Below are 13,514 nucleotides of genomic sequence, written 5' to 3'. Positions count from 1 at the left end.
AACCCGGTGGCTTGGGGAACCTGCTTTATTGGCGTATGTTTAGCCTCGCTTTGCCGGATAAACAGGACACGGAGTCTATTTTTACGATGATGGCTATGTACAGACTATTTATGCTGGTGTCGGCCATTCTTGTTATTACGGCGTGTAAGCCTTTCGTTGACGCTTTTTCCTGTGATGAAACACAGCGGGCGATCAACGATGCCAATTTTTTTATTTTGACCTATCTTCCGCCGCTCAATGGTGAGGTGCAGAGCGTAAAAATTGACGGTAGCCAAAATAACGACGCAGGCACGCTGCGTTTTGCCCGGTGCCGCCGGCTGGAAAGTTACGAGCGAGCAAAAACTTTTAATACCGCGAATGACTCCACGATAGTCAGAGATAATGTTCACTGGCGAAATGATAAAGGATGGATGCGGGAATATATCCGACAGACCCGGAGCGCGACGGGAAATATCAGAAAAATGGTCATGCGTGAGCAGTTCTACACCGATAATCTCGGGCGCATTGTACGTTCAGAGAATCTACTCGTGTCGCAGCAACCGCCCAAAGCCATGAGCACGACCACCTATCACTATGACGACCGCCACCGGCTGGCGCGTAAAACGGTCAATGGCGGCATGATGGCCATGCTTGCTGTCAATTATCGCTACGCGGAAGGGCATTTAAGCCGCATTGCCGACTCGGATGCGACCACGACGCTGCGTTGGGATGAAAAAGGGCGGTGGTTATCCGAGGTAAGAACCACCACGTATAGTACAAAACACCAGTCGCGCTGTTTAGGCTGGGACCCCGAGGGGAACTGTACCGGGGAATATGGCGAGCATGAAGGATACGGCGGAAAAAGCGAAGCGTCTCTGCACTATCAGTATACGTATTATCCCCAATGATCGTCAGCGGACGAATGCCGCTGGTGACGGGTCCCGGCCCTCTCCCTGGGGGAGAGGGCCGGGATGAGGGCATCAGGCCGCCCGGATCTTACCCATTCACCAGCGCCAGCGTAAACCCATCCCATCCCTTGATGCCCACCGTCTGCAGCGCGGTGGCAGTGAGCCGCGGGTTATCCCCGATCATTTCGATAAACCGACGCACGCCCTGCACGCGCGCATCATCGCTTTGTCCGTTAATCACTTCGCCATCGCGCACCACGTTATCGCCCACGATCAGCGTCCCGGGGTGCGAATAGTGCAGCGCCCACTCCAGATAGCGAGGATTATTAGGTTTATCGGCATCAATAAAGATCAGGTCGAACGGCTGCACATTCGCGAAATTTTCCAGCGTGTTCAGCGCCGGTCCTTCAATGAGTTCAATGCGCTCGTTTAGCCCCGCAAGGCGGATATTCTGGCGCGCCACCCCGGCATGGCCAGGATCGGCCTCGAGGGTAATCAGCTTTCCGTCGGCGGGCAGCGCACGCGCCATCCAGATAGCGCTATAGGCGCCGAGTGTGCCAATTTCCAGGATCCGCCGCGCCTGTGTTATACGCACCAGCAGCGCCAGAAATTGCCCCTGATTGGCCGCAACATCATGTTCAGGTAGCCCGGCGCGTTTGTTGTTTTCCAGTACCTGACTCAGTATGTCATCTTCAGGAATAAGCGAAGAAATCATGAAATTATCGACGGCAGACCACTGTTGTTGCATAGATTGACTCCCTGGTGGTTGTTGCCGGGTAGCGCTGCGCTACACCGGCCTGAAAATGGGTTTCTGCGCTCTCCACGGTTGTGGACCGGCGCGCACAGGGGATTCACGCGTTCATCCAGCCGCCTCCCAGCGCCCGGTAAAGATCGATCTGCGCCAGCAGCAGGTTGTTCTTCACCTGCACTACGCTAAGCTGGGTGGAGAACAGCGTTCGCTGGGCATCGAGCACATCCAGATACGAAGAGTAGCCGTTACGGTAGCGATTCTGCGCAATGCGCAATGTTTCCTCCGCCACCGCCACCTGCCCCTGCAGTTCGGCCAGCTGTTCGCCGTAGCGGCTAATGGCGTCAAGGCTGTCATTCACCTCTTTGAACGCGCCGCGCACCGTTTTCTCGTAGCTATAGAGCGCCTGGTTGCGCTGGGCCATGGAGACATCCACCTGGGCATTTAACGCCTGGCGGTTAAGCAGCGGCGCCAGAATACTGCCGCCGACGCTCCACAGCCGCAGCGGGTTGTCCAGCAGGTCCGGCAGTGTACGATCCTGCAGGCTGCCGGTGGCGGTGAGGTTGATAGACGGCAGCAACTGCGCCTGCGACGAGGCCAGGGTGGCATCGGCGGCCACCAGCTGACGCTGAGCCTGTACGATATCCGGGCGGCGGTTGAGTAAGGTGGACGGCAGTTGCGACGGCAGACGCAGCGGAGTGAGCTGGGCGAACTCGCCGCGTTTTACCGCGCCGGGGTTATCACCCAGCAGCACGCTGAGCGCATTTTCCTGCTGCGCAATCTGGTGCTGTAGCGGCGGGATCTGCGCCCGCGTTGAGCGCAGCTCCGAATCTGCCTGCATCAGCTCAAGGCGTGAAGTATACCCGGTTTCAAACTGACGCTTCGCCAGGCGCCACGCGTCTTCCCGTGATTTCAGCGTCTGTTGGGTAACCCGCAGCTGCTCATCCAGCGACAACAGGGTCACGTAGCCGACGGCCACCGAGCTGGCGACGCTTAGATTGGCCGCGGCTGCAGCGGCTTTTTGCGCCTCGAGGCTGGCTCCGGCGGCGCTGGCCGCGCTGCGGTTGGCGCCCCAGATATCAACATCATAGCTGGCGGTCAGGCCGCCTTTGTACAGCGTGCTATGGATTGGCAGGCCGGTGGCGGCGGACTGCGCGCGGGCGCGGGTACCGCTCAGGCTGGCGTCCAGCGAGGGGAAAAGGCTGCTGTCGGCGGCATAGGCCCGCGCCTGATACTCATTCACCCGCTCCCGGGCGATCAGCACATCGCTGTTATAGCGCAGCGCCCGGTCGACATACTGGTTGAGCGTGCTGTCATGAAAATTGCGCCACCAGACGCCTTCCACCGGGCTGGCCGGGCCAACGTCGGCCCGCCAGGCGGCAGGGATGGTCAGGGTCGGCTGCGCGCGCTGCACGTCGGCGGATTGACAGCCGACCAGCGCGAGGATGACGGCAAGGGTGATCGGGCGGATCATGGCTGTTTCTCCGCGCGGGTATCAATGGTCACCTGCACCGACATACCGGGACGCAGGTGTTCGCTGTACTTCTGCCCGTCGTTGACCGTAATGCGCACCGGGATCCGCTGGGCGATCTTGACGAAGTTGCCGGTGGCGTTGTCCGGTGAGATGGCGCTGAATTCCACCCCGGTCGCCGGGGAGATGCTCTGCACCTTGCCATGGAAACGCTCACCGTTGAGCGCGTCGACGGTGAAGGTGACCGGCTGGCCGATACGCACCTCGGCAAGCTGGGTCTCTTTCAGGTTGGCGATCACCCAGTGCTGGGGCGGGACCAGCGAGGTCAGATGGGTTCCGGCGCTGACGTAGGCGCCAAGACGTACCGAGATCTGCCCCAGCTGGCCGCCGGTGGGGGCGATGATCTGCGTATTCTGCAGGTCGATCTGCGCCAGCTCGAGGGCGGCTTTGGCGCTGGCCACGTCGGCTTCCAGCGAATCGCGATTGACGATGGTCGATTCACGGTCCTGGCGCGACATCTCCAGCGCCGCTTTCGCCTGTTCAATATCCGCAGCCCCTTGCGCCGCGCTGGCGCGCGCCGAATCACGCTCGCGGATCGACAGCGAACCATCGGCAGTCAGCTCCTGTACCCGTTTTAAATCGGCCTGGATTTTCAGATTCTGCGCGCGGGCGTTTTGCAGCGCGGCTTCATTTTTGGCGATCGTCGCCTCGGCGCTTTTGCGCTGCTGCAGATTGTTGCGCAGCGCGGCCTCCTTCATCGCCAGGGTAGCCTGGGCCTGATGCACCCGCTGCTTATAGATGCGATCGTCTATCTGGAACAGCACCTCGCCCGGCTGGACAATCGCGAAATCTTTGACGTTGACGGCGGTGATGTAGCCGTTGACCTGCGGGCTGATAAAGGTGGTCTGCCCGCGTACATAGGCGTTATCGGTAAACTGGCTATGCCGGGTGAACGGCGGCAGTTGCCAGGCGTAGAGGATCACTAATACGCCGACGAGGCCTATCGCTGCGGCGGTAAAAATGGAGACCACGCGAATGTTGTTCCGGGTGTTGGCCTGTTGTTTGGCCGCATCCTGCTGACTCATAACGACTCCAGAGATGAAATGATGATAATTATTTGCTGCCGGTGGCGCGTTTTAAGGCGATACGGGCGGTCAGTCGTAAGCGAATTAAGCGCCAGAAAACCCACACTAATGTGCCGGCGGAGATGGCCGCCGTCAGCAGATAGGTGTCATTCCAGGCGAGAATATTGGCCTGCAGCGTCGCGGCGTTTTGCAGCAGGGTGGTGGCCTGAACGTTAAGCAGGGTGCTGTCGCCGATCTGGCTCTGATACATCTGGCTATACTGCTGCAGCCGCTCGACGATCAGCGGGTTCAGGGTGGTGATCTGGTCCGCCAGCTGGCTGGAGTGAAATTTTTCCCGCCAGGTCTGGAAGGTGCCGAGGATCGCCGACCCCAGCAGACCGCCGATGTTCTGGCTCATGCCGAATAGCACCGAGAAGCTGACCAGGTTGCGCGGATCGGCAAACACGCCGCCAATGCCGGCGAGCATCGCCGGGGCCAGAAAGAAGGCGCTGCCGAAGCCGAGTAAAAACTGGCTGAACATTAATTGTTCCGGACGGGTGAGGGCGTTAGACTGGCTGTCGAGCAGCGAGGCTACCATGATCAGCGCCAGGGCGGTGGCGGTCGGCCAGTAGAGCTTCTGCGGGTTGAGCGTCAGACAACTGGCGATGATCCCGCACAGAATGCCGGCGAAAATTGACCATGCGAGGTTAGTCATCTGTTCGTTTTGCAGACCAACGTACTGCAACCAGCCGATGACCCCGGTGTTTTGCTCCGCCAGCACGATGCGGATCAGCAGCATAATCAGGCCGAGGCGTACGATGCTGCCGCTGGAGAGCCACTTGGTATTGAGCAGGGGATTGCTGCGGTTATGCTCAAAGGCGATAGCGGCGACGATCAGCACCACCGCTGCCGCCAGCGACCAGCCGATCCACGGCGCTTCAAACCACCACTCGAGCCGCCCCAGCGACAGCACGGCGCACACCAGCGCCATGCCGGGCGCCAGCAGAAAGAAGGTGATAAAATCCTTCTTCTCGAACACCTTTTTACGATCGCTCGGCGGCAGTTTCAGCGCGATGACGCAGGCCAGCGACACCAGCGCCAGCCCCAGTTCAAAGAAGTAAAGGCCGCGCCATTCATCGATCTGCAGCAGTTCGGTGGAAAAGAGACGCGCCAGCGGAATGGCCAGCGACGAGCCGGTGATGCCGATGGTTAGCCCTTTCAGGCGGTGGCGTGCGGGCCAGGCCTGCACCTGGTAGTAGATCCCCAGCGAGCTGAGCGCTGCGGCCACCATGCCGTGGGCGGCGCGGACCATCATCGCCGAGCTGAGATCGTTGACGAACAGGTGGAAAAAGGTGACCAGCACATAGAGCACCAGAAAGCCTTCGGTAAAGGCACGCAGCCCAAACTGCTGGCGAAATTTCACCAGCAGCAGGTTGATGGAGACGTTGGTCATGACGTACACCGCCGGCAGCCAGGCGATCTCGGTCGACCAGGCGGCGAAGGTGCCCTGCAGCAGCTGCAGGTTGGCGGTGACCACCGCGTTGCCCAGCGCGCCGGTGAGGCACACCAGCAGGCCGACCACGCCATAGGCGAGACGTTTCTGCGGACTGTGCAGCGGCGTCGAGGGCGAGCCAAGCAGGGCTGGTTTTTCATGCGGCGCCCAGTCATGCGGGGCATAGGGGTTATCCTGGCGACGGGGCATTATTTCTTCTCCACTTCGCGCAGCAGTTTTTCCAGCACCCGCTGAGTTTGCTCCCGCTCCTGCGGGGTAATCGCCGTCAGGATCTCTTCGCGCAGATCGTCCGCCACCGTTTTGACCTGCTCATACAGCGCCATTCCCTGCTCGGTGGCGACCAGCAGCCGCTTACGTTTATCGCTGGCGGTCGTGACACGCTCCACCAGGCCGAGGGCGACCAGCCTGTTGATCAGCGGCACAATGGTCGGACTCTCTACCCCCAGCTCCTGCGCCAGTTCGCTTTGCGACAGCGGCTGTGGCTGGCGGGCAATGGCCGCGACCGCCACCCAACTGGCCTGGCTCAGGCCAAGGTCCTTTAGCCGACGGTTGACCGCCAGCCGCCAGTGATGGGCGGTGAGGTATAAAAGATGGGAGAAGTTAAGCTGTCGATTGTCCATAGGTCGTCTGTCAATATCGTTAGAGCTCTAACGAGTTTATGTCGGGCGACCGCCATAATTCAAGGCGAAGGAAAAAAATTGGTTAACGGTATGTGCGTTTATTGTGGCTAATAGCGATGGGTTAACCCGCGAACCCTCTACTCACTGAGGATGCTCTTATTCTGCGCCATGACCCAGGTGATAAAGGCCCGCAGCGGCACCGGAATATGTTTCCGGCTCGGGTAGTAGACGCAGAAATGGTCGGCAGGATAGTGGTAGTCGGGTAACAAACGGACCAGGCTGCCCGCGCTCAACTGCTGCGTCACCAGCGACTGATAGACAAAGGCGATGCCTAATCCGCTCTCCGCCGCCTGGATCATCGCCGTATCGGAATCAACGACCAGATCGCCTCTGACCGAAACTTCACTGGGCTCACCGCTGGGGCTAATAAACTCCCAACGGTACTTTTCACCGCTGGGAAAACAGCGGTTGATGCAGCGGAAATTGACCAGCGACTGCGGGGTGTCGGGCTCGCCGGCCTCGCGGATATAGGCCGGGCTGGCCACCGGGATCAGCGACAGCTTCTCGCCAAAGGGGATGGCAATCATATCTTTGGGCACATCCTGCGAATAGCGAATACCGGCGTCAAAACCGGACTCAATAATATTGACTTTCCGATCGGTGGTATACAGTTCGAGCGTTACATCGGGATAGGCGGTTTTAAAGGCAATAAAATAGTGTTGAAAAAACAGGTCAAGAACAATACGCGGTAAATTGACTTTCACCACGCCTTCCGGCGTCAGGCGATGATAATTCAGGCTGTCAACCACCCGGCGATAATCATTGACCACCGGCGTCATATTATTAAGAAATTCCTCACCCACGGTAGTTAATGACAAACTGCGCGTCGAGCGATTCAGCAGGCGTACGCCTAACTTTTCTTCCAGATGATTAATAGCGCTGGTGAGGGCCGGTGGTGAAAGATTTAATGCCCTGGCGGCCTGGCGAAAACTGCCATGTTTCACTATGAGTATTAATATTTCAATTTGTTGCAAATCCGGCAAGGTTTTCATTGTTAATTTCCAGCTAACACCGCGTTCGGAATAGATTAATTGTTATCAATGTAAAAGGGAAGTATATATTTAATAACATTCAGCACGTAAGGAAAATAAGGTGAAAACACGTTATCTCGGAAAAGAGAAGTTCCAGGTTTCCGCATTGGGTCTCGGGTGTATGGGAATGAGTTTCGCCTACGGCGGCGCCGAGGAGTCGCAGGCGATTAATACGATTCATGCCGCGGTGGACATGGGCGTGACCTTCCTGGATTCTGCCGAAGTGTATGGTCCTTTCGATAATGAAGTTCTTGTCGGGAAAGCGATAAAAGGTATCCGCGATAAGGTGCAGATTGCCACCAAGTTTGGTTTTCGTATTTTGCCGACCGGCCAGGGACTGGAGCGGATGGCCGGCGTCGACAGTCGTCCGGAACATATTCGCGAGTCAGTGGAAGGGTCGCTGAAGCGGCTGAATATCGAGACCATCGATCTGCTCTATCAGCACCGCGTCGATCCGGCGGTGCCGGTGGAAGACGTGGTGGGCACCATGGCCGACCTGGTTAAAGAGGGGAAAATTCGCCATATCGGACTGTCGGAAGTCTCAGCCCAGACGCTGCGCCGGGCCTGCAAGGTGCATCCGATTACCGCCGTGCAGACGGAATACTCGCTGTGGACCCGCGAGCCGGAGGCCGGTATTCTCAACGCCTGCCGCGAGCTGGGGGTGGGCTTTGTCCCATACAGCCCGCTGGGGCGCGGCTTCCTGACGGGAAAAATCACCGATCCTGGCGTCTTCGCTGAGGATGATTTCCGCCGCAATCTGCCGCGCTTCCAGGCCGAGACCATGCGCAAAAACCAGCTGCTGCTTGAGCGCCTGCAGCAGGTGGCCACGCGCTATGACGCGACCCTTGCGCAGATTGCCCTTGCCTGGGTCATGAGCAAAGGCGAGGATATCGTGCCTATCCCGGGGGCGAGAAAAATTGCCCATCTGCGTGATAATGCCGGAGCCGCCAATATTACCCTCTCTCCTGAGGATATTCTCACCATCGAAGATATTTTCACTCCCGATAACGTCACTGGCTTACGCTATAACCAGGGCGACTTTAACTTAATCGAAAAATAACTCCCTGAATACTATTCTCCCGCCGTCCTGGCGGGAGATGAGGTTACTTATGACTATTGCTGTTTCCCGTTCGGCGGGATTGCCTGCGGCAGTTTATGCGCTTTCCGTGGGCTCATTTGGTATTGGTACCACCGAATTTGTGATTATGGGATTATTGCTTGATGTGGCCCATGATTTTCATATATCCATTACGCTTGCCGCCTGGTCTATTACCGCTTATGCCTGTGGGGTGGTGATTGGCGCGCCGCTCCTCACACCGCTATTAAGCCGCTACCCCAAAAAACCGGCGTTGTTATTTCTGATGATCTTATTTTCCATCGGTAATTTAGGTTGCGGTATTGCCGGTAATATGACCATGCTCATTATTTTCCGGGTAATAACCGCCTTAGCTCACGCCTCATTCTTCGGCATCAGTTCGGTCTATGCCGCGGAGCTGGCGCCGGTGGATAAACGGGCTTCGGCGGTCTCCGCCGTCTTTCTCGGCGCCACCCTGGCCAATATTCTGGGCGTGCCCCTCGGCGCCTGGGTAGGGCAATACCTTGGCTGGCGCTACACCTTCTTTATGGTCACGCTGATTGGCATTCTTTCCGCCCTGGCAGTCATTGCCCTGGTGCCCGGCCGTCAGGCCCAACCGGCGGTGCAGAGTCGGATCCGCGACGAGCTGAAGGTGCTGCGCCATCCGACGGTGCTGCGCAGCCTGCTGATCACCGCGCTCGGGTTTTCCGGCGTCTTCGCCGCCTTTACCTACATTGCGCCCATGCTGAAAACCGTCACCGGGATGAGCGAACATCTCATTCCACCGGTGCTGGTGCTGTTTGGCGTCGGGATGGTCGCCGGGAATCACCTCGGCGGCCGCCTGACCGACGGTGGGGTCCGCCGGGCGCTGCTGCTGACCCTGGCCTTGCTTATCGTCGTCCTGTGCCTCTTTCCGTTCGCCATTCAGACGCTACCCGGCGCCTGCGCGGCGGTGTTTCTGCTGGGGGCGGCGATGTTCTCCACCATTCCGCCGCTGCAGATGCAGGCGCTGGACAGCAGTGAGACCGGCAAAAGCATGGTCTCCTCGTGCAATATCGCCGCCTTTAACCTCGGCAATGCCGCTGGCGCCTGGTTTGGTGGGCTGTTGCTCACCGCCGGCGTCTCCCTCTCGCATATTCCCCTGGCCGGTGCATGCCTGACCGCCAGCGGATTTATTATCGCTAGTGTGACGTTGTCACCTTTAAAAGGAAGTCAAGCATGAAGTATCGGTATTTAGGTTCCACCGGGCTGTCGGTGTCAGAGCTCTGTTTTGGCGCCATGACGTTTGGTGAAAAAGGGGCCTTTCTCGGCGCGCCGGGACGCAACTGGTCGGAATTCGGCGTGGTGCCTGAGCATACGGCATACGATCTGGTGTACAAAGCGCTGGACGCCGGGATTAACTTTTTTGATACCGCGGACTGTTATAAAAACGGCCAGGGCGAAGAGCTGCTCGGTAACGCGCTGAAGGGGAAACGCCAGCAGGTGATTATCGGCACCAAAGGACGCTGGCAGACCGACCCCAATCCGAACGCGCTGGGGGCGTCGCGCTACCATATTATTAATGCCGTCGACGCCAGCCTGCAGCGGCTGAAAACGGATTATATCGATATCTATCATCTCCACGGGTTCGATCCGCGCACCGCGCTGGAGGATACCCTGCGGACGCTGGATGCGTTGATTCGCGCCGGGAAAATTCGCTACATCGGGGTCTCCAACTACGCGGCCTGGCAGCTGGCGAAGGCGCTGGGGATCTCAGAGCGCCTCGGACTGGAAAAATTCTGCGTCTATCAGGGCTATTACAATATCGCCGCGCGAGAACTGGAGCATGAGATTATCCCGCTCAGCGTCGATCAGAACGTCGGCATCACCGTCTGGAGCCCGCTGGCCGGGGGCTTCCTCACCGGTAAATACCCTCGCAATCAGGCGTTTCCTGAGGGCAGTCGGCTGGCGAACGCCACCCCGTTTGAGTCGGCGCCGATCGCCAATCGCGAACAAGCCTGGCAGACTCTGGAAGTGATGCAGGAGATTGCCCGTCAGCGCAACGCCAGCGTGGCGCAGGTGGCGCTCAACTGGTTGCGTACCCGCCCGGGGATCACATCGCTGGTGATCGGCGCGACCAAACTCGCCCAGCTGGAGGATAACCTGGCGGCACTGAACTGGACGCTGAGCGACGAGGAGGCGGCGATTCTCAACAGCGTGAGCGAAAAAGAGAAGCCTTATCCCTACTGGCATATCTGCAATGTCGCCGGCGATCGCCGTCTGGCCGACGATATCTACCCCTAACTCACCCTGCACCCAGGCAACACGCGTATGCCCCCCTGGGGGCATACAGAGAGGCTCGATCGTGAAAAAAGTACTCATTGTTGGCGCCGGCCCGGTAGGGTTAATCATTGGCTGCTATCTGAATAAGTATGGAATTGATTTTGATATTATTGATAAAAATACACACAGCACCACCTGGTCCAAAGCGCTGAGCGTCAGTCCGGCGACGATTAAAGCCTTCCACGGCTTAGCCCTTGCCGGGGAGCTGACCGCCCAGGGCAAGCAGGTTCAGTCAATTTACGCCTGGTATAAAAACCGCAAGTTTCTGCATATTGATAACCGCCATCTCCCCACCTGCTATCCCTTCCATGTCAGTATCCCGCAGCCGCGGACGGAGAAGATCCTTGAAACGGCGCTGGCCGAGGCCGGTCAACTGGTGAAACGCGGACATCAGCTGGTCTCCTGGCGGCGGGAGGAAGGGCGCTATCACGTCTCTCTGCTCGACGATGCCCGCCGGGCCTGTTCCGCTACCTATGACTATATTATCGGCGCCGACGGCGCGGCCAGCACCGTCCGGGAGCTGGCCGGGATTGGCTTTAGCGGCCATGATTACCCGCTGCATTTTGTAATGGCGGACGTGCAGTTCGCCAGCGCGGCGACGCTCCCGGGAACCTCTTACTATATTGACGAGCTGGGCTTTCTGATCTTTCTGCCCATGCCGGACAATCAGGTCAGGATCGTGATTAAAAGAGCCGGTCGATTACCGTCGCCGCGTCCGGTGCCGGATCTGCAGGAGATCAACGTGGCGCTGGCGCGCTTCTGCCCCGAGGTTCCTCCGGCGCAGGCGCTGACCTGGTCCTCCAGCGCCAACTTCTATAACCGGATCGCCGATGACAATCTGCAGCACAATATCATGCTGGCAGGCGATGCTTTCCATCTGTTCAGCCCGATTGGCGGGCAGGGGATGAATACCGGTATTCAGGATGCGATTAACCTGGCCTGGAAGCTGGCCTTTTACCTGCATGGCGTCGCCAGCGACCGGCTGCTGGCATCCTATCGCACCGAGCGCTTCGCCGCGGTGAGCGGCGTGCTGCACGCCACCGATCACGATACCGGCCTGATCGCCGGTCTGGTGCCGAAAAATCATATCGACGCGGTCTACTTTCCGGAGTTTTGCAATCGTCACTTTTATCGCCACCAGCTGCCGCTGCAGTACGCCGGCTTTGCCGCGCCGCAGTGCGCTCACCCGAACGGCCTGATGGGCCACCATGTTCCGTGGTACGTCTTTACCTCGCCGCAGGCGACGTTTCGCAGCAGTTATGACGCCTTCGCCAGCGGTAAGGTCGTGGTCTTTTCCGCGCGCGTCGACTGTCCTCCCTTATCCCGCCTGAAACCTGGCGGCTGGTTTATATTCTGCGCCCTTGATCCGGCGGACGAGGCGTTTCTCGAGGCGCTACAGATTGGCCGCGATGACTATGCGGTGATCAATCCCGATGGCTATGTGGGCTTTACCGGCAGCGAAGCCGGGACATCGCAGTATCTTTCCTCGCTCTACGTAATGGAATAATCATGAATAAAGTGTATATCGTCGCGGCCTGCCGTACGCCGGTGGGGCGTTTTCTTGGCGCCCTGAAAACGGTCTCTGCGGTGGAACTGGCCGCGCTCACCGTCCGCCACAACCTGCAGCAGGCCGGGATTGACCCGGCGTGGATTGACGAAGTGATCTGCGGCAGCGTCCTCTCTGCCGGGCAGGGGATGGGGCCGGCGCGTCAGGTTGCGCTGCGGGCGGGGATACCGGTGCAAAAGCCGGCTTACACCCTGAATATGATCTGCGGTAGCGGCATGAAAAGTATTACCGAGGGGGCGATCCATATCCAGAGCGGTTATGCCGACCTGGTCGTCGCTGGCGGGATGGAAAACATGAGCCAGGCGCCGTTTTTGCTGAGGGGAGAGATAAGGGGCGGCGTGAAATTTGGCGCGTTCAGCAGTGAGGATCTGATCCAGAGCGATGGCTTAACCGATCCGCTGTTGCATATTCCGATGGGGGAAACGGCGGAGGCCATCGCCGCGCATGAGCAGATCTCGCGCGCAGAACAGGACCAGTACGCCCTCGACAGCCATCAAAAAGCCTCCGCCGCCAGCCGCGCCGGCCATTTTGCCGAGGAGATAGTGCCGGTGACGGTCAGCGGGAAGCGGGGCGTCAGCGTGGTCCGCGAGGATGAGCAGATCCGCCATGACCTTAGCGCCGACCAGCTGGCGGCGCTGAAACCGGCTTTTCGTCGCGACGGGAGCGTCACGGCGGGCAACGCCTCGGGGCTGAACGACGGCGCGGCGTCAGTGATCCTCGCCTCGGCGCGCGCCGTTGCGCAGTACGGCCTGCGGCCGCTGGCTGAGATAGTCGCCTTCGGCGAGGGCGGCGTCGACCCGGCGATGATGGGGCTTGGGCCGCTGCCGGCCATGACGTGCGCCCTGCGCCGCGGGCGGTTTCAGCTCAGCGATATGGCGCGACTGGAAATTAACGAAGCCTTTGCCGCGCAGGTGCTGGGGGTGGTCAAGGGGCTGGCCCGCGAGCATCAGATGACGGCGGAGGAGATAGCCGCCCGCCTGAACGTCAACGGCGGCGCGATTGCCCTTGGGCACCCGCTCGGCAGTTCCGGAACCCGGATTGTCGTGAGCCTTCTGCACGCGCTGCGCCGGGAGAATAAACCGACCGGCCTGGCCTCGCTGTGTATCGGCGGCGGGATGGGTATTGCGTTAATTGTGAAAGCGATCTGAGGAGACAA

The 13,514-nt window shown here is 59.2% G+C and carries 11 protein-coding genes and 1 pseudogene; 6 read left to right on the top strand and 6 right to left on the bottom strand.

What is annotated here, in order from left to right; all coding sequences use genetic code 11:
• Nucleotides 1-86 precede the first annotated feature (86 nt).
• Nucleotides 87-887, top strand: a complete 801-nt coding sequence (locus AS136_RS17335) for a hypothetical protein (RefSeq protein ID WP_023322521.1) — start codon at nucleotides 87-89, stop codon at nucleotides 885-887.
• Nucleotides 888-975: 88 nt separating this feature from the next.
• Here AS136_RS17335 and AS136_RS17330 read toward each other — a convergent pair whose 3' ends face one another.
• The 6 genes and pseudogenes from AS136_RS17330 to AS136_RS17305 form a co-directional block, all read right to left on the bottom strand.
• Nucleotides 976-1,635, bottom strand: a complete 660-nt coding sequence (locus tag AS136_RS17330) for an O-methyltransferase (protein WP_016160918.1) — start codon at nucleotides 1,633-1,635, stop codon at nucleotides 976-978.
• Nucleotides 1,636-1,738: 103 nt separating this feature from the next.
• Entirely contained in the window at nucleotides 1,739-3,109 is a 1,371-nt protein-coding gene (locus tag AS136_RS17325) for an efflux transporter outer membrane subunit (RefSeq protein ID WP_023322522.1), read from the bottom strand.
• Nucleotides 3,106-4,191, bottom strand: coding sequence for an HlyD family secretion protein (locus tag AS136_RS17320; RefSeq protein WP_008805107.1), 1,086 nt, complete (start codon nucleotides 4,189-4,191; stop codon nucleotides 3,106-3,108). Before AS136_RS17320 ends, AS136_RS17325 begins: the two co-directional genes overlap by 4 nt.
• A 28-nt stretch (nucleotides 4,192-4,219) precedes the next feature.
• Nucleotides 4,220-5,872: pseudogene (locus tag AS136_RS17315) on the bottom strand (efflux MFS transporter permease).
• Nucleotides 5,872-6,303, bottom strand: a complete 432-nt coding sequence (locus AS136_RS17310; RefSeq protein ID WP_008805105.1) for a MarR family winged helix-turn-helix transcriptional regulator — start codon at nucleotides 6,301-6,303, stop codon at nucleotides 5,872-5,874. Before AS136_RS17310 ends, AS136_RS17315 begins: the two are co-directional and overlap by 1 nt.
• Nucleotides 6,304-6,440: 137 nt before the next feature.
• A complete protein-coding gene (locus AS136_RS17305) occupies nucleotides 6,441-7,355 on the bottom strand; it encodes a LysR family transcriptional regulator (protein ID WP_023322523.1) in 915 nt (304 codons plus the stop codon).
• 100 nt (nucleotides 7,356-7,455) lie between these two features.
• Here AS136_RS17305 and AS136_RS17300 point away from each other — a divergent pair, with 100 nt between their 5' ends.
• The 5 genes from AS136_RS17300 (at nucleotide 7,456) to AS136_RS17280 (ending at nucleotide 13,506) form a co-directional block, all read left to right on the top strand.
• Nucleotides 7,456-8,454 (top strand): aldo/keto reductase, encoded by a 999-nt coding sequence (locus tag AS136_RS17300; protein WP_008805103.1) that lies wholly within the window; start codon nucleotides 7,456-7,458, stop codon nucleotides 8,452-8,454.
• 49 nt (nucleotides 8,455-8,503) lie between these two features.
• On the top strand, nucleotides 8,504-9,691 hold the full coding sequence (locus AS136_RS17295; protein ID WP_023322524.1) for an MFS transporter: 1,188 nt from the start codon (nucleotides 8,504-8,506) through the stop codon (nucleotides 9,689-9,691).
• Complete coding sequence (locus AS136_RS17290; RefSeq protein WP_008805101.1) at nucleotides 9,688-10,752, top strand: aldo/keto reductase; 1,065 nt, start codon at nucleotides 9,688-9,690, stop codon at nucleotides 10,750-10,752. The genes AS136_RS17295 and AS136_RS17290 overlap by 4 nt, the downstream gene beginning before the upstream one ends.
• A 61-nt stretch (nucleotides 10,753-10,813) precedes the next feature.
• On the top strand, nucleotides 10,814-12,298 hold the full coding sequence (locus AS136_RS17285; protein WP_023322525.1) for an FAD-dependent oxidoreductase: 1,485 nt from the start codon (nucleotides 10,814-10,816) through the stop codon (nucleotides 12,296-12,298).
• Between the two features lie 2 nt (nucleotides 12,299-12,300).
• Nucleotides 12,301-13,506: an acetyl-CoA C-acyltransferase gene (locus AS136_RS17280; protein ID WP_023322526.1), complete on the top strand. Its 1,206-nt coding sequence runs from the start codon at nucleotides 12,301-12,303 to the stop codon at nucleotides 13,504-13,506.
• Nucleotides 13,507-13,514: the final 8 nt, after the last annotated feature.

Origin of the sequence: Klebsiella sp. D5A, from assembly GCF_001620885.1 — a bacterium.
In the GTDB taxonomy this organism is placed as follows: Bacteria; Pseudomonadota; Gammaproteobacteria; order Enterobacterales; family Enterobacteriaceae; genus Klebsiella; species Klebsiella variicola.
The sequence above is the reverse complement of the archived record's forward strand: the minus strand, read 5'-3'. Positions and strand labels throughout refer to the sequence as shown.

What these genes read in the sequence shown, in the direction of transcription:
- AS136_RS17335 (WP_023322521.1), top strand. Translation starts at nt 87, where the DNA reads ATGATGGCTATGTACAGACTATTTATGCTGGTGTCGGCCATTCTTGTT.
- AS136_RS17290 (WP_008805101.1), top strand. Translation starts at nt 9,688, where the DNA reads ATGAAGTATCGGTATTTAGGTTCCACCGGGCTGTCGGTGTCAGAGCTC.
- AS136_RS17295 (WP_023322524.1), top strand. Translation starts at nt 8,504, where the DNA reads ATGACTATTGCTGTTTCCCGTTCGGCGGGATTGCCTGCGGCAGTTTAT.
- AS136_RS17320 (WP_008805107.1), bottom strand. Translation starts at nt 4,191, where the DNA reads ATGAGTCAGCAGGATGCGGCCAAACAACAGGCCAACACCCGGAACAAC.
- AS136_RS17310 (WP_008805105.1), bottom strand. Translation starts at nt 6,303, where the DNA reads ATGGACAATCGACAGCTTAACTTCTCCCATCTTTTATACCTCACCGCC.
- AS136_RS17330 (WP_016160918.1), bottom strand. Translation starts at nt 1,635, where the DNA reads ATGCAACAACAGTGGTCTGCCGTCGATAATTTCATGATTTCTTCGCTT.
- AS136_RS17305 (WP_023322523.1), bottom strand. Translation starts at nt 7,355, where the DNA reads ATGAAAACCTTGCCGGATTTGCAACAAATTGAAATATTAATACTCATA.
- AS136_RS17280 (WP_023322526.1), top strand. Translation starts at nt 12,301, where the DNA reads ATGAATAAAGTGTATATCGTCGCGGCCTGCCGTACGCCGGTGGGGCGT.
- AS136_RS17325 (WP_023322522.1), bottom strand. Translation starts at nt 3,109, where the DNA reads ATGATCCGCCCGATCACCCTTGCCGTCATCCTCGCGCTGGTCGGCTGT.